Origin of the sequence: Dyadobacter frigoris (assembly GCF_005280585.1) — a bacterium.
Classification (GTDB): Bacteria; Bacteroidota; Bacteroidia; order Cytophagales; family Spirosomataceae; genus Dyadobacter; species Dyadobacter frigoris.
On record NZ_SZVO01000006.1, the window covers coordinates 388,603 to 413,429 of the forward strand.

Genomic DNA, 24,827 nt, shown 5'->3' on the forward strand with positions numbered 1-24,827 from the left:
AATTCCTTTACAAACCGAAGCGGTTTTACCAGACTTTTCAATCTGGCAAAACCGCATGACTAATAGATCAGGTTTAAACTTATTCCGATTTGAGCGACTTGACGGGGTCCATCAAGGCCGCGCTAATGGACCGGTATCCCACAGTCAGCGCAGCAATCAATAACGTAGCACCGATCGCCAAAAGGAAAATCCCCGCTCCTATTTCTTCTCTGTATTTAAAATCCTGCAGCCAGCCATTCATCACCCACCAGCCTAATGGCGCGGCAATGGCAAATGCAACTAACAAGAGACGAACAAATTCTTTTCCAAACATCCAGACAATATTCCCGATACTTGCTCCCAAAACTTTCCGGACTCCGATTTCTTTGGTTTTCTGTGCAGCCATAAAGGAAACCAAGCCGTATAGTCCAAGGCAACCTATGAAAATCGCAACACCGGCAAAGAACTGTATCAATTGAAGCATAATGGAATCCAGTGCATAGAATTCTGCAATTTTATCATCCAGAAAAGTAGATTGAAAAATGTATTCAGGATAGGTTTCACTCCAAATTTTTTCGATCTCAGTCATTGTCGGCTTCATACTAGCCATGTCGATATTGAGCGCAAAATTCTGATAGTTTTTATAATTTGCCATAATGCAAATCGGATCGATATTGTCTCGGAAGGAATAATTGTAAAAATCTTTCACAACACCTACTATAATAAATTTTCTACGACCTCCATCAAGGCTCAATTCCTTACCCAGGATTTCATCAGCGGATTTTAATTTAAGTTTTTTAATCAATGTTTCATTTACCACAAATTCACGTACAGTATCTGATGGCATAATATTACGACCAGCGACCAGTTTCAAACCAAAAGTTTTAATATACTGATCATCAGCAGCTTTCATATTAATATCAAATTGTTCGTTCTCTCCACGTGAATCGTAACGCAACATGGTATTACTATTGGAATTTGCAGCCGGAGCAGCGAAGCAAAATGTGCCCGATTTTATTCCCGGCAACTGCATAATTCTGGATTTCAATGTACTCATTTTTGCAAGATCAGTCACCGGAAGTCGCAGCATTACCATCGCATCTTTATTAAAACCCAGATCCGATTGTTTGGAAAAACGCATCTGATTTGCAATCACAATAGTACCAATGATCAGGATTTGCGAAATCGCAAATTGCGTAACGACAAGACCTCTCCTCAATGTAAAACCACCGGCGCTTTTTTGTGATATTTTTCCTTTAAGTGCCAAAATTGGCTGAAAACCTGCCAGAATCAACCCAGGATAGGACCCAGAAAAGAAGGTAACCGTAACGACTAACCCCAGTAAAAAAAGAACTAACGTACCATCAGAAATCAAGGAAAGAGACAAATGCGCTTTAAATAATTCATTCACATAAGGTAAGGCGATGTAGGATAAAATAAGCCCGATCAATAAAGCGAAAAAAGTTATCAATGCCGTTTCTGAAATAAATTGCCAGAAAAGCTGGGATTTCAAACTGCCCAAGACTTTTCTTACACCAATTTCTTTCGAGCGACTAAGCGCTTGTGCAGTAGCCAGATTGACAAAATTAACGCAAGCCGTTACAATCAAAAAAATGCCAATGAAGGATAATGCCCAAAGGTTTTTCTTCTCCATATATCCACCCAATTCCGCATTGAAATGTATATCTGAAAGCGGTTGAAGCTTGAATTGCCAGCCGGGAGCGTTCTTTGCTGAATAATATTTTTTTGAAATAGCCGGTAGCGATTTCTCAACTGTGGCCTGGGTAACGCCGTTTTTTAGCAAAACAAAACAATTGGATGAAGAATAAACACCCATCCAGCTATCGTCCTTGAAAAGCCATGGATTCTCGTCTTTCAGATTTTCCCAGGGGAGATAAATTTCTTGGCTTCTATCAGTATTTACAGGCAAATCTTTCAAAATACCGGTAATTTTATAATTTGTTTCATTATTGATCCTGATCACCTGACCGATCGCATTTGTTTTACCAAAATACTTTTCTGCAATTTTTTGTGTGACAATCGCAGAATTAGGCTCAGACAAAACCGATTTTTTATCACCTCCCAACAAAGGAAAATTGAGGATATCAAAAAAATCCGGCTCCACATAAGCAACACCGTTTTCTTCTTCAAATTTCTTATTATCCTTTGAATTAGGGAGAGAAATAAGTTGATTGTCGTAGGTTATAACTCTGGCCGTTTTCTCAGCAAAAGCAAAATCATTACGAAATGCTTTTCCCAACGGAGTCGGAACACCACTTTCCAAGCTCACGGTTTCATTGTGAAACTCTGTCACAATCCGGTAAATTCGGTCTGAGTTCGCGTGGAAAGTATCAAAACTCAAATGATACCTGACCAGCATAAAAATCAAAACAGCGCATGTTATGCCGAGCGCTAAACCAAGCACATTGATAAAAGCATACGCTTTGCTTCGCTGTAAATTCCGAAGCGCGATCTTAAAATAGTTTTTCAGCATAAACTTTGGAAGTGATTATTAAGTTGATATTGAAAAAAATTATTCCAAATATTATTTCATTTGGATATCAGATAGTTACCTCATTTTAAGTGTTCAATATTGAACGATTTCGTACAGAGGTGAACGATTGGAAATATTATTTTTGTGCTATTTTCAATTCGGAAAAATCTCCATCCGAATCATATCCAACCCAAAATCCAATTTTCCCATTATTACTATTCCCAAGCTTTTTAACAACCAGACTTGCCTGAGCATTGTTGTTCACAAAAACTTTAACGTTCAGGCCATCAACAACTATTTTCGCATGTAACCATTCTTCCGGTTCAGGTGCCGGATCTATTGGTTTTTCATATTGATTTGGATGTTCCTTTCTCAGAACCGGCCAGTCAAATTTTGGCAAGGAAATATATTGAACGGAATGATTTCGCCTTTCGGTTTCAGTGGATTTGAAATTGAAGGGGCGGAAATAAATAGCATCGTAAGTACTATCATTGGAACCGTGAAAAGCGATACCAACAAAACTTTGCTGCAAAACATTTTTTCCTTTTACATCGAATTCGATAATTCCATCAGAAAAACGGATATCATCAATCCAGGCAATCCCAGCGTCAGGTTTTCCATCGAGATGCAAAACATTTTTCTTTACGTCTGTTGAAATTTGGGTAACTGAACGATTAACTGCACTAATTTTATTGGCTTTAAGCAAGGCAGATAAATCGGGCTCAATTACTTTTTGAGCCCGACAAACTAAACCTGTAAAAGCGAAAATTACGACGCACAATAAATTTTTGACAAAAATTGAGTTGAACATATTTGGGATCTTTTATTCTGATTTAAGCGATTTGACAGGAGTAATAAGCATTGCCTTAATTTCACGCAAAGCAAAAAAGTAAAGGGCAAAGCACACAAAGCTAAAATCTTAGCGAGCTTTGCTCTTTTTTCTTACCTGCTTTGCGTGAAACCCTTTTATTCTGATTTAAGCGATTTGACAGGATTAATAAGTGCTGCTTTTATTCCCTGGAACATGATTGTCAATACTGCAATTAATAGTGACAAGCCCGCAGCAACCGCAAAAATCCACCACGAAATATCGATTCGATATGCAAAATCACTAAGCCATTTTTGCATGAAATAATAGGTGAGCGGACTGGCAATCAATATTGCAACTACAATCAAGACCAGAAAATCTTTTGACAAAAGTCCGACAATACTTACCACCGAAGCACCGAGCACTTTCCGTATACCGATTTCTTTATTTCTATTTTCAACTGTGAAAGTTGCCAATCCAAACAGTCCAAGACAGGCGATAAAAATGGCCCAAACCGAAGCGGTTGTAAAGATCTGACTATACTGTTTTTCAGAAACATATTGTTTGTTGAAGTTTTCATCAACAAAGAAATATTCAAATGGATTATCGGTAAAATAGCTTTTATAGATTTTTTCCAGTCTGGAAATTTTTTCCTGCATATCATCCGCAGTCAGACTTATGGTGATGTATTGGCTGCTGTTTTGTGGATAAAATATAATTGGATCAATGGCTTTTTGCAAACCAGTATGGTGGTAATCTTTCACAACACCAATAATTTCCAGATAACGTTCGTCCCACTTTATTTTGGTTTTCAAAGCATCTTCCGCCGATTCAAATCCAAGCTGCCTAATGGCGGTTTCATTCATGATCACTTTCGAATTCTTATTCCAATCCACATTGGCTTCTTCGGGCGTAAAATTTCTTCCGGCTTTTAATTTTATATCGTAAACATTTAAATACCGGTCGCCAATGATCGTGAATGCGTACGAAGCCAATTCATCACCGGCCTTCGAGCCTGGCTGGGTAAATCCGGATGTATTAAAGTTATAGAAGTTCCCCGGTACGCTGCCTGACAAACTATAATCTTTCACAAAACTTTGCTCACTTATCTCATTCCAAAACGCAGCTTTACGAATTTTATAGGTGCTGTCTTTTTCATTTTCCGGTCCGCGAAGCACTAGCAACTGGCTCGTTTTCACACCCAGATTTTCATTTTGCATAAATTTCAGCTGACTGTAAATCACAATAGTAACCAGCATCAATGCAATGGAAATACTAAACTGGGAAACGACTAATGATTTTCTCAAAAAAGCACCTTGTGAAGTTTTCGTCAGTTTGCCTTTCAGGATTTTCACCGGATTGAAATTGGATAAAGCATAAGCCGTGTAAATCCCGGATGTCAGCATTCCAAAAAGAAAAACACTCAAACCAATGACCCAGACGGACGAATTTCCTAAAATTTCAAGCGATAGATTTTTTCCAATCAATTGATTAAAAAACGGTTGGAGTACGTAAATCAACAAAATGGCCATTGTAAAACTTAACAAATTGACTAACGCCGATTCTCCCAGAAATTGCCCGATTAAATTGCCTGGCGTCGCTCCAATCACTTTTCTAACACCGACTTCACTGGCACGTTTGAGAGAATTTGCAGTTGACAGATTGATATAATTAAACCATGCGATTAGTAAAATCAAAAAAGCAATTACGCCGAGGGTATAAACATATTTGACATTGCCGGTAGTTTGGTAGGTATCATTCAGCTTATCCGACAAATGTAAATTGGCAAATGCCTGCAAACGAAACTTAACTCCATCTTTATCCTGTTGCTGAATATCCCGAAATTTTGATAATTTATTTTCCAGAGATTTATAATCAACTCCTTTATTTAACAGAAAAAATGTATTGGTATAAAGCGATTCAAGATTATCGGCATTAGGCAGAGATTTCAAGGAAAATATCATATCCAGGTTGATATCTGAATTTTCCCGGGATTTGTAAATACCTTCCACCGAATAAGACAAAGTGCCAAACTGATTGGAAAGTGTTAAAGTTTTACCAATAGGATCTTCTTTTCCAAAATATTTACCGGCCATTTTGGAAGTAATGAAAACTACTTTTGGCTGATTCAGTGCGGCCTTATTCCCTTTGATGACTGAGAAAGTAAAAAAATCGAAGAAATTCCCATCGGCATAACCGATGTTATCTTCGCGAAAAACCCCTGTATTTTCTCCCTCTTTTTTTACTATTCCCTTTGTAATATAATCGGTAAAACGACAATAATCCTTTATCTCGCTAAAATTCTGTTTTGCTTTTGCCGCCCAACCGGGTTCAACTTGTCCCCAGGTATTCCCCTTTGCATCCAGGCTAATGAGACGATACATTTCCGGCAGATTCTTATGAAACTGATTTACACTTTTTTCAAAACTTACATATTCAAGAATCAAAAGAAAGGCTGCGATGCCCATTGCCAGACCCGCAATATTGATGCTGCTGTAAACCTTGTTCCGGATCAGATTCCGGAAAGCTATTTTTAAATAATTCCTGATCATGATTAGTATAGGTTAGAAAAAAGTGAAATCCTTTGAAAATATCTCTCCCGATATTTTATTATTCCGATTTGAGTGATTTTACCGGATTGGTCATCGCTGCTTTAATCGCTTGTGAACTAACTGTAATTAAAGCAATTATAATCGCCAAAATGCCTGCAATGGTAAACATCCACCACTCCATTTTGATACTGTAAGCAAAATCCTGAAGCCATTTCCCCATCACATACCAGGTAAGCGGCGTGGCGATCAGAATGGAGACGAGAACCAGCTTTATAAAATCACCCGACAGCAAAGCAACAATACTTGGGATAGAAGCTCCTAAAACTTTTCTTACACCAATTTCCTTCGTTCTTTGCTGTGCAGCAAAAGCCGCCAGTCCAAATAATCCCAGACAGGAAATCAGAATGGAAATAACTGTGAACGTGTTGATGATCCGGGAAGTCCTGGCATCAGCCGAATAATTGCTCTGGAAATCTTCATTCAGAAATGTATATGAAAAAGGCTCCTCAGGAATTAACGATTTCCACTTTGTTTCCAAAAAAGGAAGCACCGTACTCAAATCCTTTGTATTGACGTGCGCTATCACATAATTGAAATTGGTATCATTATTCAGGAAAAACACGTATGGTTCAATGACTTTGTGTAAATCTTCAAAATGAAAATCTTTGACCACACCAACGATTTCCAGTGAACCAATTTCCTTTTCCCCCATATTAAAATTAAGTTTTTGCCCAACCGCTTTGTCCAGTGGAATTCTGAATTTGCGTAAAGTCGCTTCGTTTACCACTATTTTATTATTGGTATCTGCCGGATATTCCACAGAAAACATTCTTCCGGCGGCCATTTTGAAATCCATTGTTTTCATAAAATCGGCCGCAACTCCGTTTGTTTTGACCAAACCGTCCTCATTGACACTTTGTCCGGGAAGAAAAACCGACATATCACTTGGATTGATAATGCCCGGATAATAAGAAGTGCCCGAAGCCGCCGAAACCTGGTTGTTCTGAAACATTTCATTCTTGAGCGCATTATAAGCTTTTTTGGCTTCTTTGCTGCGTAAAGGAATTACGATCTGCTGATCCTTTGTAAAACCAAGCGGCTGCTCCTGCATGAACTTAATTTGTCCCTGAATCACCATCGTTGCCACTACCAGCCCGATAGAAATCACAAACTGGAAAACAACCAAACCTCTTCTTAAAGCGGTAGCAGAAACAGAATTGACAAATCTTCCTTTGATTACGTCCAATGGATTAAAAACCGATAAATAAAATGCGGGATAACTGCCCGCCAATAATCCCGTTACAATGGCGAGGCCAATAAATGCAAGGGCAACTTCGGGTTTGAATAATTCAGAAATATTTAAATTTTTATCCGCCAATTGATTGAAAACGGGAAGAAAAACGATAACTGAGGCGATGGCAATTATCAGCGCCAGGAAAGTAAGAACCATGGATTCTCCCAAAAACTGACAGATCAAACCACTTTTTCCGGCACCCATTACTTTCCTGATTCCAACTTCAGCCGCACGTCTGGCTGAACGCGCCGTTGCCAGATTCATAAAATTAATACAGGCAATCAGTAACGTGAACAGCGCGATGGAAGCAAGTACGTAAAGATAAGTTGTGCTTGTTGTAGCCGTAACAATTCTGTCAATTTTGCTGAAAAGGTGGATATCTTTTACAGGCAGAAGGAATAATTTTTTATCAAAACCAGCCAGTCTTAAATCTTTTCGGGCGTATTTTTCGATAAAAGAAGGCAATTTGTCACTGAATTTTTCAGCGTTTGTTCCGGGTTTTAATCTTAGATATGTATAAAACATATTGTTGTTCGTAAAATCCAAATCTGGCTGTCTCAGGTAATCTCCCACCCAACCGGAGTGGATTGAAACAAAATAACGGGCATCGATATGTGATCTTGCACTTTCATCGCGAAATACACCAGTAACTTTAAAATCTTCATTATTACCCGATTTTCCACCAATTCTTATCGTTTGATTTAAAGCTGATTCTTTACCAAAAAACTTATGCGCAACATCTTCCGAAAGCACAACAGAATGTGGATCGTTCATGGACGTTTTGGGATCGCCTTCAACAAACTGATAGGTAAAAACATCGAAAAAAGTAGAATCCACGCTAATTCCTTTTGTTTCATAAAATGATTTTTCAGGCTTTCCAGACTGAGTTACTTTAAGTAAAGTTTTTGCCTCCAGGAAATTCCACCAAAGTCTTGTAACCTGTTCCACTTCCGGAAATTCTGCTTTTACAGCCTGCGCGTAAGGCGCCGGAGCTCTGGGATTATCCATTTTATCGCCGTTGGACTGAACATTTTCGCTACGTAAAAGGTACAGATCTTTGGCATGTTCCTGATGTTTATCGAACGACATTTCGCTCATAATGTAAAGCAAAAGTAGCATACAGCAGGTCATCCCGACAGACAAACCAAATACATTAATGGAAGAGAACAGTTTGCTCGAAAGCAGGTTCCGCCAGGCGATTTTGAGATAATTTTTGTACATGTCTTTGAGGTTTTTCTGGCTAATTGATTGGGAGAAAATTATTTTCTCCTTCTTAGTTTTTATTACCCGTCCGACGACGAAAAAAGCCGTCGGACGGGAGTTCCGGCTCCGTCTTACGCCTTTTTCTGACGTACGACGGAGCCGGAAATATTGTTACTGGCTTTTTAATGTTTTTGCCGGATCTATTAGGGCTGCTTTTATGGCCTGGTAACTTATTGTAAGTATTGCTATGGTGGCTGACAAAATGCCGGCAAAAGCATAAATGTCCCAGGTAATATCAATTCTATATTTATAATCCTGCAACCATTTTTGCATGATGTACCAGGCAATCGGTGATGCGATAATTGCTGAAATAAGTACAAGAACCAGAAAATTCCGGGTTAGTAATCCAAGAATACTTTGAACTGATGCGCCCAGGACTTTCCGTATTCCTATTTCTTTTCTGCGTTGTTCTACCATAAAAGCAGAAAGCGCAAATAAACCCAGTGAGGCAACGATAATCGCCAGAATCGCAAAGCTGCTGAAAATCTGTCCAAGCCTGTTTACGTCATCATACATTTTGGAAAAATTCTGGTCCATGAATGTGTAACGGATCGGCTGGTTTGGCGCTAACGAATTCCAAACTTTTGATATCGATTGAATCGCTCCTTTCGTATCAGAAGTACCTATTTTAATTGAAACAATGGAAGGACTTGAACCCAAACTCATACAAAGTCCTTCGATATCATCCTTCATGGACTCGAAATGAAAATCTTCGACAACGCCGATGATTTCAAGCTTGTTACCATTATTCGTTTGGTTGGTAATATATTGACCAACGGGATTTTTCAAACCAAGATCTTTCGCAAGTTTCTGGTTAATGATAACGGCTTTTTCATCCGTTTTCCTATCCTTTGAAAAATTCCTTCCCTGTACAATCTTCATACCCAGGGTTTCAATATAATCGTAATCCGTTACCCAGAACTGTCCGCTTGTAGAAGCCATTTCCTTTGTTTTTCCATCTTGCCAAAATGGATTTCCATTACGTTTTGTTTCCTTTATCGGCAGATAATCGCTTACCGTCGCATTTTTCACTTGCGGCAATTTTTTTATTTCGTCTTTAAAAACAGCAACCTTATCTCCCAGCGTATTTGTGCCATGTACAAGCAAAACCTGATTCCTGTTATAACCAACTTTTGCATTTAATATGAAATTAACCTGACGGTAAATCACAAACGTACTGATGATCAAAATGATGGATGTTGTAAATTGAAAAACGACAAGCGTGCTTCTTAAATCCGCTCCTTTTTTTCCTTTAACCAATTGTCCTTTCAGTACATTGATCGGCTTGAAACCGGATAAATAGAACGCGGGATACAAACCCGCCAAAATCCCGATAGCAAGTGAACTGAGAATTAATACCGGCAAAGGCCACCATTCGGTGAAAGGAAAAACCAGTGATTTTGAAGAAAGGGTATTGAAAAAAGGAAGAAGAGCATAGGCCAGAACAAAACCAAGTGAGATCGATACAAAACTGATTAGCAGCGATTCTGTCAGAAACTGACTTATCAAACCACTCCGCTCCGATCCTACTGTTTTTCTTAGACCAACTTCCATCGCCCTGTTGGCAGATTTTGCAGTTGAAAGATTGACAAAATTGATACAGGCCAGCAAAAGTATAAATCCTGCAATAGCGCCAAAAAGCCAGATAAACCGGATATCGCCATGGCTCAAACCATCCCGAATGTCTCCATTTCTTAAATAAATCTGAGAAACAGGCTGTAACTGGTATTTCTTGTCCGCCTCAATTTGTTCCGCGTTAACTTTTTGTCCGCTTGCAATGAGTTGGGGCATGTAATACTTCTTGGTAATCGCAGAAAGTTTTGATTCAAACTTATGCTGATCCGTTCCTTCTTTCAACCTTATATAAGTCTGATAATTGGTAGCCAGCCAGTTGGTTTGTTCACCTTCATAGAATACAACGCCGGCCATCGTCATCAGAAAATCAAAACCTACGTGGAAATTCTTTGGAAAATCTTCAATGACACCTGTAATCTTTCTTGGTTTTTTGGCATCGTCGTTAATGATCATAATTTTGCCGATCGCACTTTCGTTCGGAAAGAATTTATCGGCTTTTGATTTTGTAATTACCAGACTATTTGGCTCATCCAAAGCATGTTCCTGATCACCTTCCAACATTTTCAGTCCCCATATATCAATCAGATCCTGATCCATATATGCAAAACGTTCTTCGTAGACGTTTTGCAGTTTATCCGACCTTCTAATCTGGTTTGGTCCAGCTCCAAACAATTCACTGTTTAAAAATCTACCCGCTTTTTCGACTTCCGGATAATCTTCTTTTATAACTTTGGCAACCCCTGCCTGCTGCCAGGTATAAGGAATTATTTCTCCCTGATATTTTTCAACGGCGACAACCCTGTATGTCCGGTTTTGGTAGGGAATATCCTCGTCATAACGAAGCTCGTCTTTTATAAACAAAGCAATCAGCAGACAAGCCGCAATACCAATAGCAAAACCACCGATTTTGACAAAAGAATACATCTTCTGATTGACAAGATGCCTCCACGCTAGTTTTAAATAATTTTGAAACATAGTTTTAAAATTTTCAGGCTGATAGATTTTTAGACTTTTCCTTCTTTTGTTTACCCGTCCGACGGTAAAAAAAACCGTCGGACGGGCTGTTATCATCTGACAGCGAAAAAAGCCGTCAAACGGGTCATTCTGATTTAAGTGATTTTACCGGATTTACCAGCGCGGCTTTTATCGATTCATATCCGGCAGTAACCGCAGCTACAACAAATGTGATCGTAATGGCCAGGATCATAATTTCAGCTCCGATTGGAATTCGGTATTCGTAATCTTGCAGCCAGCCGTGCATTACATACCAGCCGAGCGGTGCGGCTATGACAAAAGCAACGCCGATAAGTAATGATATTTCTTTACCAAACAGACCAATGATATTGATAATACTTGCACCCAAAACTTTCCGGACACCAATTTCCTTCGTTTTCTGCGAAGCCATAAATTTGACTAAACCATACAAACCAAGGCAGCCGATGAAAATCGCGATGAATGAAAATACCCGGATCAGTTTCAGCATCATGTTTTCAAGCGCATAACTTTTTGCAATATTGTCGTCCATAAATGATTGTTCGTACAGATAATCAGGGAAATATTCATTCCATAACTTCTCAACACTTTTCATCGTCTGATGAAGATTCGTAGTGCTTAGTTTGACAGCGCAGGTATAGTTGTAGTCCTTATAAGTGAAAACCGCAATGGGGTTAATTCCACTTTTGAACGAGGTATTATTCCAGTTTTTTAATACGCCATAAATCGGTGCTGTGACGCCCCATATTTTCAGGTTTTTACCAATCGCATCAGCAGGATTTTTTAATCCCAAACGCTCCACGGCTTTTTCATTGATTAAATACCCTCGGATGGTATCACTTTTCGGAATATTTTCTCCGGCAACAAATTGAAGACCAAAGGTTTTCACGTAGTTATCGTCCGCATTTTTGGTATTCATGCTCCACAGTTCATCTTTCTGACGGGTATCAAATTTTACGTTGCTGTTATTATTTGAATTTGTTGTTGGAAGAAAAAGACAAAAAGAAGCATCCGAAATTCCTGGAATTTCCAATAATCTTTGTCTGAAAGTGGTCTGGTTTATTTTATCAGGTGTAGGAATCCGTAGCTCTGCAATCCCTTTTGTTTCATAACCTACCGATTGAGACAACATAAAATCAACCTGATTATTAACAACCAACGTGCAAATTACCAGCAATTGAATCAGCACAAACTGAAACACGATCAGCCCGCGACGTAAGGAAATTCCTCCGATCTGACGGGTTGAAATATTTCCTTTCAAAGCCAAAACCGGTCTGAATCCGGCCAGAATTCCACCAGGATAAGAACCCGCCAGAAGTACTACGCCCAGAAAAAGCGATGCCATGAAAATCCATAACAAACCATCGGCCCAGTTAATATGTACCGGCCAGGTTCCCGGCTGATCCAGCCAGCTGTTAATATGTGGAACTACCAAAAAAGCAAGTGCAAAACCAATCACCAATGCAGCGAAAGTAATCAAAGCCGTTTCCGTCATAAACTGTATAAAGACCTGACCTCTTGTTCCGCCCACGGCCTTCCGAACGCCCACTTCTTTGGAACGTCTTAATGCTTGTGCAGTAGCCATGTTTATGAAATTAAAGCATGCCGTCACAATCAAAAATATCCCGATCACGCTCATGATCCAGACCCACTTCATCGGCATTGCTCCGTTGTAATTTTCGGAGTGGTGCATGGTTGAATAAGGAATCAGCGGATGTTTATAAAAAGCGAAATCAGTGCTGTGGTACTTTTTATTAAGCGCCGACATTTGCTTTTCAACACCTTTTATATTTACGTTTTCGGGTATTAAAAGAAAACAATAGGTATTTGAATTGACACCGCTCCAATTGTCCAGTCCGCTTCCCCCGTAGTTGAATTTAGGATTGGCAACCAGTGTTTGAAATGAAACAAAGAACTCATATGGCAAATCCGTATTCTCGGAAACGTTGTCGATAATTCCGGTTACTTCGAGATTGAGTTGATTTTCCAGGCGAATACTTTTGCCAATCGGATTTTCAATACCAAAATATTTACGTGCCATTTTTTCACTTAAAACAATCGTATTCGGCTTGCTTAATGAAGCTTTTGGCGTACCAATTTGCCAGTGCGAATCAAAAATGGAAAAATATTCGGGCTGAACAAATGCCATATTAGGGCCTTCTTCCTTGAATTTTTTAACAGCCTTGCCACTGTTATCCAAAGCGGCCATGAAGGAATTGTATTTTTCAAAACACATGCTGGATTTATACTGCGGAAATTCCGCTTCCATCGCTTTCCACATAGGAGCCGGAACGCCGCGGGAATAACCTATTCCATCCGAATGAAATTCGGTTGTGATCTGGTAAATGTGATCAATATTGGTGTGCGAATGGTCAAATGAAGTCTGAAAACGAATAAACCAGAAGACAATCAGCGCACAGGCCAAACCAATCGAAAGACCGGCTACATTTAGCAAAGCATACAGACTGTTACGCGTAAGATTTCGCCAGGCGATTGTGATGTAATTTTTTAGCATGACCGACAGGATTAAGGGAATGGAAATCCGGCAAAGCAGAATTTCATAGGTTGCATTATATATATGAAGTAAAGTAAATCTTATGCCAAAATAATAAAAACCTGATAATAAGTATTTTACATTGAAATAAAACAACAAAAGTGTCCGATAACGGACACTTTTGTTCAGGGACGAACGCCTGTAAATGAAAGAGATTACAAATATTTTTTTTACTGATTGATAGAAACCGATCCACCGTTTGCAGACAAGTTAACAGGAATTCCACCACCGTTCATTTTACCAAGAACGCGATCCTTTTCTACTTGTCCATCAAAGTTTTTCAAACTCACGGTTACTTTATTCCCTTTCAGATTTAAATCCATTCCTTTATCCATTGGCATATTCACCCGCAGACTTCCCGCTGATGTTGACAAATCTACAAACTTACCAATTTGGGTAATTTCTACTTCCATGCTTCCACCGCTTGTATGTGCCTTCACACTTCCGGAAACGGCCGCCAGACGTACAGAACCACCCGAAGTTCCGGCGTCAAGATCTCCTTTGATACCATCACCTTTTATACTTCCACCGCTGGTTTGCGCTACAATTGAACCATCAAGACCGTTCAATGTGATACTGCCGCCAGAAGTATGCAGATTAATTTTTCCACTCAATTCGCTGGCTTTGATACTTCCACCGCTCGTACTAAGTGTGATTTCTTTTTTACAGTTTTCAACTTCAATACTACCGCCAGAGGTTTGTCCATCGATAAGACCGTCAAGATCCGATACTTTTAAACTTCCTCCGCTTGTCCTGAAATTTTGCTCGCCTGTAAGTGAAGAGATACGGATACTTCCGCCGCTTGTGCGCAGATTGGTTGCCATATTTCTTGGTGTTGAGATTTTAAAAGAAATAGAAACGCTGTTTTTGTCCCAGCCATTTCTATTTTTACGAACAGCTGTTGCTTTTAAAACACTGCCCTCGGTGCCGATAAAAATATCGAAATCTTCAAGTTTGTCTTCAATCTCTTCCTTGCTCAGATTGACTTTTCCATTCCAGTTATTCGGACGGACGTACATTTCAACCTTAACACCATTTGGCTGGTCACCGGCAACGGTGATTGAACCGCCAGAAGTTTCCACTTTAAGATTCGTCAGCGAAGCGCTTGTGAAATTTTTAGAGATGTAAGGCTTTTCGTCTGAATTCTGCGCATTGGCAGAAATTGTGATAAATAGAACGAATGCGGCTAAAAGTAAATTAATTTTTTTCATGATCTAATAAGTTTTCTTGTCGTTTGCAGTTATGATGTTAAAACCGAAATGGAGGTTGCATGGAGGTTTCAATTTTATTTAAAATATTTCACGCAAAGCAAAAAAGGAAGGGGGCAAAGCTCGCAAAGTTAAAATCTTAGCGTGCTTTGCCCCTTCCTTTTTTGCGTGAAATTCTTAAAATAGTAAACTATTTTTTATCAACCTTATAAACTTCAATTTCTGTGAAATTTCCGGTTGCGCCCCAACCACAGGCAACACCTTTTTTCCTATCTGTAAGACTATATCGAATATGTACTTTGATAAATGAATAATAATCCTCCTTGTTGCCAAGTTCCTTTTCAACCACTTTCAATGAAGTCTCAGACGGCAGATAATAAAGTAAAGAATCTCCGGAAGGCACCTGAAAATGCCAGGAGCAGCCATCGGCTGCAAGCATATTAACCCATTCAGCATCGCTTTCCACTATTTCGACATCGGATGGAAGCTTGTCGTCAGTACAGGCAATACAAGTTATTAAGGCAAGTAAAAAGAGTAAGATTTTCATGGCAGAAAGGTTTGGAATTTTGTTATAATAACAAGATTCCATTTGAATAAAAAAGGTTGGAACCGCCATAAAATATTGTTCAGGTTCAGCCTATTCCTTCAGAAATTTGGCAAACCATTTTCCGGAATCCTTAATAATCCGCTCCTGATTTTCATAATTGACATAAACCAGCCCAAACCTGGGTCCATATCCTTCTGCCCATTCAAAGTTATCCAGAAGTGACCAGGCCAGGTAACCACCTATTTTCACACCTTCGTTTTTCGCCTTCAATATATTGGCCAGGTACTCCTCAAAAAACTGAATCCGTTTATGATCCTGAACTTCTCCATTTTTCAAAACATCATCAAAAGCCGCCCCATTTTCAGAAATGATAATTTCCCTGATATTAGGATATTGGCTAAATTGTTTCAAAATTTCATACATTCCATCCGGTGCAACTTCCCAGCCCATGGCCGTCAACGGAACATTTCGTTTCCTGGCTGATACTTCTTCAAGCCACAAAACAGGGGCAAAATAGGAATGCTTCACAATCACCCGGAAATAATTCTGAAGTCCGATAAAATCGAAATCAAATGCCAGTTTCTCTTCATCACCTTCCAACATGAATTTCGAAATTCCTTTCAAAAACGGAAAAGCATCAACCGGATAACCCATACCCAAACAAGGTTCCATAAAAAGACGGTTCATAATCGCATCCGCTCTTCTGGCCGCGCGGATATCTCTCACACTTTGCGTAAAAGGCTGCACATGCGAACAGGAAAGTGCCGTACCAATGTAAGCGTCCGGTACCATATCACGAACAATCCGGCCACCTTCCGCCTGGCACAAAGCAAGATGATGTACAACCGGAAGAAAATTAAATAATCCTTTTTTTCCAGGTGCGTGCATACCTGTGGTGTAACCCAGGCCAGCAACGGCCATTGGCTCATTCAGAATGATCCAGTTACGCACTTTTCCGCCAAAAGCATCAGCACAAATCGAAACGTATTCAGAAAACCATTTTATAATTTCCCTGTTTTTCCATCCTCCACGATCTTCCAATGCCTGGGGCAGATCCCAATGATATAAGGTAATCCAGGGTTCAATATCCAGGGCAATACATTTGTCAATGATCCGATTGTAAAAATCGATTCCTTTTTCATTAATCTTTCCTGTACCATCCGGCAAAATCCTGGACCAGGAAAGTGAAAAGCGGAATTCCTTAAAACCAAGTTCAGCGACTAGCTCCAGATCTGCCTCATAATTATTATAGAAATCACAAGCAATTTCTGCGTGGTGACCATCCTTTATTTTACCTTTTTGGCGCGTAAAGGTATCCCAGATCGACGCTCCTCTTCCATGCTCAGCAACAGCTCCCTCGACCTGAAATGCTGCCGTAGCCGTCCCCCATTTGAAAGCAACTCCAAAATCTTTTTTGGAAAGAATACCTGTTTCCGGAATTTCCAGATTGGCAGCTTGTTCCGGCAATATATTATTTTGACTAAAATCCTTCAATGTTTTCTGCTGATTATGTTCTGAACGTTAAGTCAGTACTACAAAATTAAATGGAATAATTGCCAAAAAGGTAACAATATCGTAATCATATGAAAAACTTAATATTGGAAAGAAGAATACAGAACCCGGACTAATCTTTTACACGGGTTAATGAGCTTCCCTCAAACAAAAAATTCCTTCACCCGAATATGCGGATAAAGGAATTTGAAACTAATAACGCTTTTGTACTACCTGATTACCGTAATTTTTTGTTTGGCTATCAGGCCATTGCTTTGTTTAAAGGTTACGATATAACTTCCCGATGACAGATTACTGATGTCTACATCAACACCATCTTTCGGAATGAAATCTTTCACCTTTACACCTCTGATATCATAAATCTGGATGCTGGCAATTTTTTCATTACCATTTCTCAGCTTCATGAAATTCGAACTAGGGTTAGGGTAAAGTAATGCGGACTCATCTGTAACAAAATTTTCACTGACAATTCTGCTATAAGCAAACGTTTCATCTTTATCGATCATTCTCAAACGATACAAATTGTTTCCGTTAGCAGGGGTAGCATGTGTATAGCTGTAAGATTTCGTAACTGTACTTTCACCCTGTGCATCAACTGAGCCTAAAGCCGCCCACTCTTTACCATTAAGGCTATGTTGAACTTCAAAAGATTTGGAGTTGGTCTCAGCTGTCGTTTTCCATGAAAGTGAAGCACTTGTGCCTTCCTTTTTGACGCTAAAATCGGTAAGCGTTACAGGAAGCGGTGTATCCGTCTTTATCTGGAAGCAGCCAAGATCACAATAAACAATACCTGCACTCGATGAAATTTCAAGAACGACAGAAGTTGTATTAGCAGGAGCCTGTTTTGTTAGTGTATATTTTTTCAAACCAACTGTCGTCGACGTTACAGCTTTGTCAATCACCTGAGTCACGGTCGACGCTGTTATTTCATTTACTCCGTTGAAAAACTTAACCTTCAGAGTCTGTATAAAGTTAGTGTTAGAGCCATCATATCCGGCATATATAGTCCAGGTTACTGTATTTCCGGGCGCTATATTTTTTGTCTGTGAGATCACAACCTTATCAGATAATTTAGCCGACTTAATACCACATACTACATAGTCCGTTGAGGTAGCAAATGTACCGGCCCCAGTTTTTGTCCAGCTATTTGTTCCATCTTCAAAACTTGGATTAACAAGTTGATTACCCGTACAAGTTTCACAAACCGGTGGAGTAATTTTAAGACATGCGGCATCCACTTTGAAATAGTTTCCTGTTGCAGAACCCAACACTCGAATGTATGAAGTTCCCGCCGGTGCAGCAGCTGCTGTCAAAGTATATTTTGTCATGCCATTGGGCCCCGTTGCAGGAAGATCCTCAACCGCTTTGTTGAGCGCGACTTCTGCTGCAACTGCTCCGATTTGAACTTTTGCTGCATTCAGGTAAATAAGCTGGAATTTATGGCTCTGTTTTACATGGTATCCGCCCCAGATATTCAACACCGCAGTGCTTCCCGGAATTACATTTACATCCTGCCAGAAACTACCGCCAGAAGTCCCTAACAAACCATTTTTTGTTCCACAAACAGCATATGCGTCATCATCAGTAAAAATCTGGCCAGCATCATTCGAAGAGCTCCATCCTGTTGGAATTTGCTTTCCGCTTACCGTTGTAAAGGTTTCGAAACTTGGATTAACCAAAGTATTACCATCACAGTTACAATCAGCCGGAGGTGGCGTTACCTGCATACAAGCGCCGTCAATTTTAAAATAATCTCCTGTTCCGGAAGCTTCGGCACGGGCAAATGCTGTTCCTGCCGGCGCTGTTGCATTCAAAACATATTGTTTTAATATAGGACCAGTAGAAGGTGCTGTATCAACATCCCAATCTACGGCTACGGATGCCGAATTCGTTGAAATTAATGTATTGCCTGAAGTGTAGAAAGAAATTTTAAATGTCTGGCCATTTTTTACATGGTATCCGCCATATGCAGAGAAGCGAACAGAAGCTCCAGGAGCAACAGCATATTGTTGGTAAATACTACCAGCCCCGTTCAGAACAGTTGCATAGGTTCCACAAACTGCATATTGTGTATTTTTTGTTGAAAAACTACCTGATGTTGTCCAGCTTGTATTGCCATCTTCAAAACTTGCATTCGCCAGAACATTATCCGTACATCCGCAATCAGCAGTGGTAGTTCCGGTAGAAGATGTTTCTGAAAGATCAGGGGTAATTTTTGCGTGTAATTGCTGAATGATGTGCATAAGACTATTATGCACATCACCATAAAGGAGTAATTTTTTTTCATGAGGTTGTATAGTTATTAGCGATAATGATGAGAAATTTACAGGTTAAATAAAGTATTGATAGATAAGTTTTAACGACAAAAAAAATTCTATAAATCAGATGCTCTGATTAATTAGAAATCCAAAATAATATTAAACTTCCTAACGGATTAGCGGATGGTTTAACCAATAATCATTATTGCTTATGATATATCTGGTTAAACTTCTATGGTTATTAATGGAGGTATCGACAGCTGCAAATGTAAAAAAAATTCTATTTAAAAATCAAATCATTTTTATGATTAATTTTATATCACAAACAAATAATAACTATATCTACGACAATAATTAAACTAATTCTACATATAAAAAATAACTAAATCTACCGCTACAAATTACCAAAAACAGTAAAAATCAGCACTTTACAAGATCAACCATCACCGTTGGCCAAGAAAAATAATAGTTTTAGGCACTGAATATAAAATATAACTTTTTCAAGTTTATAACAATTCATCAATATGAGAATACAACCTGTTTTTTCTATGCAGTGATTAAACTTTACTATGCGACGATCCAGGTTTTAATTAACTTTTCCGATCATTTTTATAAATATCTAAACCCTTATCAGTCAAGTCACTTGATTGCTAAACAAAAGCAGATTTGCGCCCGGCTTTTAAAATCAGGTTACAAAGCATATCATGCTCAGAGAGTTATAAGCAGCACAAAAGGAATATCGAACGCTATTAATTATACGTTATCAAACTTACTCTACAATGCGCTACAATTTTATTCTAAATGAAGAATTAAAAGAAAAATATGAAGGATAAAGCATGTATATTACTTAGACTTCAAACCTCAATTTCAGGATCGGGTTTACTTCCTTAATTTAATTCCTTCAAGAAAACTATTATTTAAAACAGAATTGCCTTGAACAATTGAGGCAACAAAACATTTTGCGTGGCGTGTAGTACTTTTTGGATTTATACTCCTGGAAAATCTGGAAGATGTAGTATTAGTTATTTCACTGTAAAATAGTATGTTAAGAAAATTTAATTTTCGCTTTTTAGAAAAATTGTTGGCTTTAAACTAAAATCCATAAAAAAACCAGCGTCTCAGAAAGAGAAACTGGATCAAAACCTCCATTCCTATAATTTATGCAGCTCTCAAAGTAAAACTATGTACATCAAAAATCTCTCTTAATTCATTAAGTGCTTTACGAATTCTTGATTTTACAGTCCCTAAGGGCAAGCTTAACTTTTCAGATACTTCTTCATGCGTATATCCCTGAAAATAAACAAGATCAATCAACACACTCTTTTCTGGTAATAGGCTTGCTACAATGGCACGTATATCAATAGTAGCTGGGATAGGATTAAAAACGACATTATTCCCCAAATCGGATTCAATAACTGTATCCCAGCTTACCGATTTCTCATTTTTAACATCAAGTCTTAAACGATCTATGGCCGTATTTCTCGCAACATTTAGAATCCATGTAAAAAGCGTCCCTTTTTCAACATTATAACTTCCAATATTTTTCCAGATTTTCAAAAAAGAATCCTGCATTACATCCGCCGCTTTATCTTCATCCTTAACTATTTTCATGATAATACCATACAATGCCGAAGCGTAATGGTCGTAAAGATATTCGAAGGCCTCCCTGCTATTACATTTTAAAGAAGATATCAATTCTTGTTCGGTGTATGCAGATTTACTTATCATCTTTTCAGTTATTGATGTAGTTGTTTCGGGTAAGTCTGACAACTTTGTTAGTCTTTCATAAACAGCCCATACAAATTATGTTCCATCTGTTATGTTTCTAAAAGTGTGTATGCTTTCCCTCTATTTTGTGGATTTCGCTTTGGCATTAATTCTGTTTTTAAATAAATATTCCTCAGATTACAGAAAAACTGAGGAAAATTTAAATTACACAAATGGAAACCATTCCACACTTTTTTTAAAATATTTGTATTATCATTTTGCAAACAAACACCAAAACCCTTCCAAACAATTCATTATAAGGTATTTACTTACCGAATATATATATTTAACATACAGATCTGTTTTTGACGAATTTCCCTACACTTCCTTTTTACCATATGAAACATCTTTATTTTATTGCAGTGCTGTCGCTCCTTAATTTTACTGTTTTTTCACAAAATTCAAGCACAATTCATTCGATATCTGATAAAAAACTGACTGGAAAACTTGAAAAAGCACTGGCAGGCTTTAAAGGAAATGCAGGTATTTATGTGCGAAATTTAAAATCGGATAAGTTTGCTTCTATCAATGCGGATACTATTTTCCCAACTGCGAGTATGGTCAAAATACCCATTATGATTGGGGTTTTTGACAAAATCAACAAGGGCCAAATTCAATTTGACCAGCTTCTCACCTACCGTGATTCGTTGAAATATGACGACGGAATTACAGGCTCATTGCGTGACAGCACAAAAATCCCTTTGCCAAAAGTGATTCATTTGATGATATCATTAAGTGATAATACAGGCAGTTTATGGCTTCAGGCTCTGGCTGGTGGCGGTTCAACGATAAATCAATGGCTGGAAATCAATGGCTTTATTAATACCCGTGTCAATTCCAGAACTCCGGGACGAAAACAAAATCAGGCGATGTATGGCTGGGGACAAACATCACCGCGAGAAATGGCTGAATTGATGGCCATGCTGCGACTGGGAAAAGTGATCAGTCCCGATGCGAGTGAAAGAATGTATCGCTATTTGGGTATGCAGTTCTGGGATGGCGAAGCTTTATCCCAAATTCCGCCCTTCATTAAAACAGGTGCAAAAAGCGGTGCCGTAAATCAGGCCAAATCAGAAGTTGTAATGGTTCATGCTCCTCATGGTGATTATGTTTTTTGTATTACAACCAAAAATCAGCAAGACGAGCGCTGGCAAAGAGATAATGAAGGATACAAACTGATTCGCACAGTTTCTGAAATAATCTGGAACCATTTTGAGCCCAAAAGTAACTGGAAACCCGTTTCAGGATATGAAAAATGGTGGTTTTAAAATGAAAAATTCTTACCTGTTACCAGGTAAGAATTTGACAAATTCATTATAAAAGTTCAAGCCGTGGCTCTACTTTTCTGCAATAACCATCTGCTTTCTTTTTTTACAAAAGTGATCGGGACGTACTCGTCGTTGGGAGCGCCAATGTAATAAACCGCCCATTCAGGATCCTGATGCGATAACATTTCACTGATACAATCTGCCCGATGTCCGGTTGGATTTGAACAATTGTCCCAGTAAAAAAGCTCAACTCGATAATGGAGCTGTTCTTTCAGCCCATTGACAGTTACTTCAATTTCGATTTCATGCCTTCCTGGAATTGTTGGAATCGGTATCGCTATATGGCTCATATGATTGATGTTTAGATGTGTCTTTTTAGTCGGTTTTAAGGGATTTTACCGGATTCATGAGGGCGGCTTTGATACTTTGGTAGCTTACGGTAGCGAAAGTTATAATCACCGCCAGAATTCCGGATAAGCCAAAAACCCACCATGTTATCTCAATTCTCTCCGTAAAATCCTGTAACCACTGATTCATCAAATACCAGGCAACCGGCGTTGCCAGTAGAATAGAAATAAATACCAGCTTGATAAAATCCTTCGAAAGAAGCGCTACCACACTTGCAATACTGGCGCCCAGAACTTTTCGAATACCAATTTCCTTAGTTCTGGTTTCCGCAGTAAACGTTACCAGACCGAACAGACCCATGCAGGCAATAAAAATCGCAAAAGCGGTAAAAACCGTAAACATTTTTGACATCCTGATTTCTGTTTTAAATGTATCATTGAAAGCGTCATCAAGAAAATAATACCCGAAGGGTTTATCTGCAGAATATTTTTTATAAATTTTTTCTATGGATTTGATCTTTTCAACGATATTGGATTTGGGATCCATTTTGGCGAACAGAATGCCGGAGCTTTGTTCGTCAGCCAATCTGTTGGTAGTGTCCGAAATTATAAAAAGCCCCATTGGAAGTTTCTCGTTTTTGGTTGAGGCAAAACGAAAATTTTTCAAAATACCAACAACAGTTCTGTTAAATACTTGTTGCCCGAGCGGATTTCCTTTCAAACCTAATTCTGTTATTGCCGTTTCGTTCAGCAACATGCCATGCCCGTTTCTCCATGAACTGCCTTCCGGTTTTACTTTCCAGGCCAATCCCAACGTATTGATGTAATCAGCATCAACTTCGGCATATGATATACTTACATCTTTCTGTGTTGATTTATTCTGAGAAAAAAACATGTTGTAACCTTTGTATAATCCGGTACTTGAAAAAGCAACCTTTTCAACACCAGCCAGTTCTGCTATTTCATTTTTAAATGAGAAGTAATTTTTGCCGATAGAGCCACTTATCGGAATGTTCAGCATCTGATCTTTATTCAGCCCCAGTTTTACATTTTGCATAAAACTTAATTGTTGCCGGACAATAAAACTGCAAACAATCAAAGCGATGGAAACTGTAAATTGGAAAACCATGAAAATCTTTCTTAAAACGGTTCCTTTTTGCTGGCTTCCCAGTCTTCCTTTTAGTACCTCAATTGGAGAGAAACCGGATAAGATCAGTGCCGGATAACTACCGGCAACGAAGGCACTAAAAAGCAAAATCCCAATTAAAACACCTAGAAAAGTGGGGGACAAAAGAAACGAGGCGTCAATTTTCAGATCTAATAAATTATAAAAAGGCTGACGCAGAAGCTCAACAAATGCAAAGGATAAGGCAAATGCAATACAACAAACCAAGACTGACTCAGTATAAAATTGCTTGATCAATCCACTTCTCCCTGCTCCTGCCACTTTCCGAACGCCTACCTCTTTGGCTCTTTGCGTAGATCTGGCAGTGGTAAGGCTCATGTAATTGAACAATGCCAGAAAAAGTATGAGTGAAGCAATGCCTGCAAAAATTTTGATCAGTTTAGTGTTGCCGCCTGAGTCCGTAGAGTTATTACCAAGATGGATAGTAGTAAAACCTTCAAGTGAATAACTTGCTTTCTTATCAAAATCATCCGTTTCAATTCCTGCTGTGAGAATCTTTTTTTCGACTTTTCTTACAGAATTTTCAGAGTCCAGCAACAGATAAGTATTGAAAGCACCGGCGTGTTCCCACATGTTTTTATCTTGTTCACTTAATTGCGGGATTGTAATGACGGAGGCAACAAAATCAAAATTTAAGGTAGAATTTGAAGGCGGGTTTTCCGCAACTGCGATTATTTCAAACAAATGTTTCCCCTCATACAAAAGTGTCTTCCCAACAGGATCTTTTTCTCCAAAATATTTCTTTGCTGTCCTTTCCGAAATAACCATTTTATAGGGTTTATTCAGCATGTCCGCCACACTACCTTCTTTTATTTTAAAGGAAAATACCTTAAAAAATGAAGGATCCGCAAATATGAAATTGGGCTCGCTGAACAAGGCTGAGAAATTCTCAGGGTTTTTGATCACCACAGCTTGATAAGATTCCTGAACACGCACAAAATCCTGAATTTCAGGCATTGATTCTTTTAACTTGGGACCCAATTTAGCATTGAAATTTTTAAACTGCATCTCACGCCCATCCATCTTAATAGCAGCCAGTATGCTGTAAATCCTATCCCCGTTTTTATGAAACTTGTCATAACTATACTCGTGCATCACAAACATGAGTATCAGCATGGATACCGCCATACCCATCGCGAGGCCGACGATATTGATGAAGGAATAATCCTTGTGCTTCCAAATATTCCTGGCGGCGATTTTGAGGTAGTTTCTGAACATTAGA

The 24,827-nt window shown here is 38.8% G+C and carries 14 protein-coding genes; 1 reads left to right on the forward strand and 13 read right to left on the reverse strand.

The window, feature by feature from the left end:
* Window positions 1-79 precede the first annotated feature (79 nt).
* The 11 genes from FDK13_RS15110 to FDK13_RS15160 form a co-directional block, all read right to left on the reverse strand.
* Window positions 80-2,473 carry an ABC transporter permease gene (locus FDK13_RS15110; RefSeq protein WP_137340835.1) on the reverse strand — a complete coding sequence of 798 codons (2,394 nt, stop codon included), beginning with the start codon at window positions 2,471-2,473 and terminating at the stop codon, window positions 80-82.
* A 136-nt stretch (window positions 2,474-2,609) separates the two neighbouring features.
* On the reverse strand, window positions 2,610-3,284 hold the full coding sequence (locus FDK13_RS15115) for a hypothetical protein (protein WP_137340836.1): 675 nt from the start codon (window positions 3,282-3,284) through the stop codon (window positions 2,610-2,612).
* Between the two features lie 155 nt (window positions 3,285-3,439).
* Complete coding sequence (locus tag FDK13_RS15120; protein ID WP_137340837.1) at window positions 3,440-5,833, reverse strand: ABC transporter permease; 2,394 nt, start codon at window positions 5,831-5,833, stop codon at window positions 3,440-3,442.
* Between the two features lie 58 nt (window positions 5,834-5,891).
* Window positions 5,892-8,348, reverse strand: coding sequence for an ABC transporter permease (locus FDK13_RS15125; RefSeq protein WP_137340838.1), 2,457 nt, complete (start codon window positions 8,346-8,348; stop codon window positions 5,892-5,894).
* 153 nt (window positions 8,349-8,501) lie between these two features.
* Window positions 8,502-10,940, reverse strand: coding sequence for an ABC transporter permease (locus FDK13_RS15130; protein WP_137340839.1), 2,439 nt, complete (start codon window positions 10,938-10,940; stop codon window positions 8,502-8,504).
* A 124-nt stretch (window positions 10,941-11,064) separates the two neighbouring features.
* Window positions 11,065-13,473 carry an ABC transporter permease gene (locus FDK13_RS15135; protein ID WP_137340840.1) on the reverse strand — a complete coding sequence of 803 codons (2,409 nt, stop codon included), beginning with the start codon at window positions 13,471-13,473 and terminating at the stop codon, window positions 11,065-11,067.
* Between the two features lie 209 nt (window positions 13,474-13,682).
* On the reverse strand, window positions 13,683-14,723 hold the full coding sequence (locus tag FDK13_RS15140) for a DUF4097 family beta strand repeat-containing protein (RefSeq protein WP_137340841.1): 1,041 nt from the start codon (window positions 14,721-14,723) through the stop codon (window positions 13,683-13,685).
* Between the two features lie 187 nt (window positions 14,724-14,910).
* The gene (locus FDK13_RS15145; protein ID WP_137340842.1) at window positions 14,911-15,267 is read right to left on the reverse strand and encodes a hypothetical protein; all 357 of its coding nucleotides are present in this window, start codon (window positions 15,265-15,267) and stop codon (window positions 14,911-14,913) included.
* Window positions 15,268-15,357: 90 nt separating this feature from the next.
* The gene (locus FDK13_RS15150) at window positions 15,358-16,761 is read right to left on the reverse strand and encodes a GH1 family beta-glucosidase (RefSeq protein ID WP_374756100.1); all 1,404 of its coding nucleotides are present in this window, start codon (window positions 16,759-16,761) and stop codon (window positions 15,358-15,360) included.
* A 227-nt stretch (window positions 16,762-16,988) separates the two neighbouring features.
* Window positions 16,989-19,022, reverse strand: a complete 2,034-nt coding sequence (locus tag FDK13_RS15155; protein ID WP_137340843.1) for a T9SS type A sorting domain-containing protein — start codon at window positions 19,020-19,022, stop codon at window positions 16,989-16,991.
* Window positions 19,023-20,195: 1,173 nt separating this feature from the next.
* Window positions 20,196-20,765 carry an RNA polymerase sigma factor gene (locus FDK13_RS15160; protein WP_137340844.1) on the reverse strand — a complete coding sequence of 190 codons (570 nt, stop codon included), beginning with the start codon at window positions 20,763-20,765 and terminating at the stop codon, window positions 20,196-20,198.
* Window positions 20,766-21,142: 377 nt separating this feature from the next.
* Here FDK13_RS15160 and FDK13_RS15165 point away from each other — a divergent pair, with 377 nt between their 5' ends.
* Window positions 21,143-22,072 carry a serine hydrolase gene (locus tag FDK13_RS15165; RefSeq protein ID WP_137340845.1) on the forward strand — a complete coding sequence of 310 codons (930 nt, stop codon included), beginning with the start codon at window positions 21,143-21,145 and terminating at the stop codon, window positions 22,070-22,072.
* 56 nt (window positions 22,073-22,128) lie between these two features.
* Here FDK13_RS15165 and FDK13_RS15170 read toward each other — a convergent pair whose 3' ends face one another.
* Together FDK13_RS15170 and FDK13_RS15175 are read right to left on the reverse strand one after the other, a co-directional pair.
* The gene (locus FDK13_RS15170) at window positions 22,129-22,422 is read right to left on the reverse strand and encodes a hypothetical protein (protein ID WP_137340846.1); all 294 of its coding nucleotides are present in this window, start codon (window positions 22,420-22,422) and stop codon (window positions 22,129-22,131) included.
* Between the two features lie 25 nt (window positions 22,423-22,447).
* On the reverse strand, window positions 22,448-24,823 hold the full coding sequence (locus tag FDK13_RS15175; protein WP_137340847.1) for an ABC transporter permease: 2,376 nt from the start codon (window positions 24,821-24,823) through the stop codon (window positions 22,448-22,450).
* Between the last annotated feature and the right edge of the window lie 4 nt (window positions 24,824-24,827).

Bases quoted from the DNA above. Each gene is read 5' to 3' on its own strand.
- FDK13_RS15110 (WP_137340835.1), bottom strand. From the start codon at position 2,473: ATGCTGAAAAACTATTTTAAGATCGCGCTTCGGAATTTACAGCGAAGC.
- FDK13_RS15115 (WP_137340836.1), bottom strand. From the start codon at position 3,284: ATGTTCAACTCAATTTTTGTCAAAAATTTATTGTGCGTCGTAATTTTC.
- FDK13_RS15120 (WP_137340837.1), bottom strand. From the start codon at position 5,833: ATGATCAGGAATTATTTAAAAATAGCTTTCCGGAATCTGATCCGGAAC.
- FDK13_RS15125 (WP_137340838.1), bottom strand. From the start codon at position 8,348: ATGTACAAAAATTATCTCAAAATCGCCTGGCGGAACCTGCTTTCGAGC.
- FDK13_RS15130 (WP_137340839.1), bottom strand. From the start codon at position 10,940: ATGTTTCAAAATTATTTAAAACTAGCGTGGAGGCATCTTGTCAATCAG.
- FDK13_RS15135 (WP_137340840.1), bottom strand. From the start codon at position 13,473: ATGCTAAAAAATTACATCACAATCGCCTGGCGAAATCTTACGCGTAAC.
- FDK13_RS15140 (WP_137340841.1), bottom strand. From the start codon at position 14,723: ATGAAAAAAATTAATTTACTTTTAGCCGCATTCGTTCTATTTATCACA.
- FDK13_RS15145 (WP_137340842.1), bottom strand. From the start codon at position 15,267: ATGAAAATCTTACTCTTTTTACTTGCCTTAATAACTTGTATTGCCTGT.
- FDK13_RS15155 (WP_137340843.1), bottom strand. From the start codon at position 19,022: ATGCACATCATTCAGCAATTACACGCAAAAATTACCCCTGATCTTTCA.
- FDK13_RS15160 (WP_137340844.1), bottom strand. From the start codon at position 20,765: ATGATAAGTAAATCTGCATACACCGAACAAGAATTGATATCTTCTTTA.
- FDK13_RS15165 (WP_137340845.1), top strand. From the start codon at position 21,143: ATGAAACATCTTTATTTTATTGCAGTGCTGTCGCTCCTTAATTTTACT.
- FDK13_RS15170 (WP_137340846.1), bottom strand. From the start codon at position 22,422: ATGAGCCATATAGCGATACCGATTCCAACAATTCCAGGAAGGCATGAA.
- FDK13_RS15175 (WP_137340847.1), bottom strand. From the start codon at position 24,823: ATGTTCAGAAACTACCTCAAAATCGCCGCCAGGAATATTTGGAAGCAC.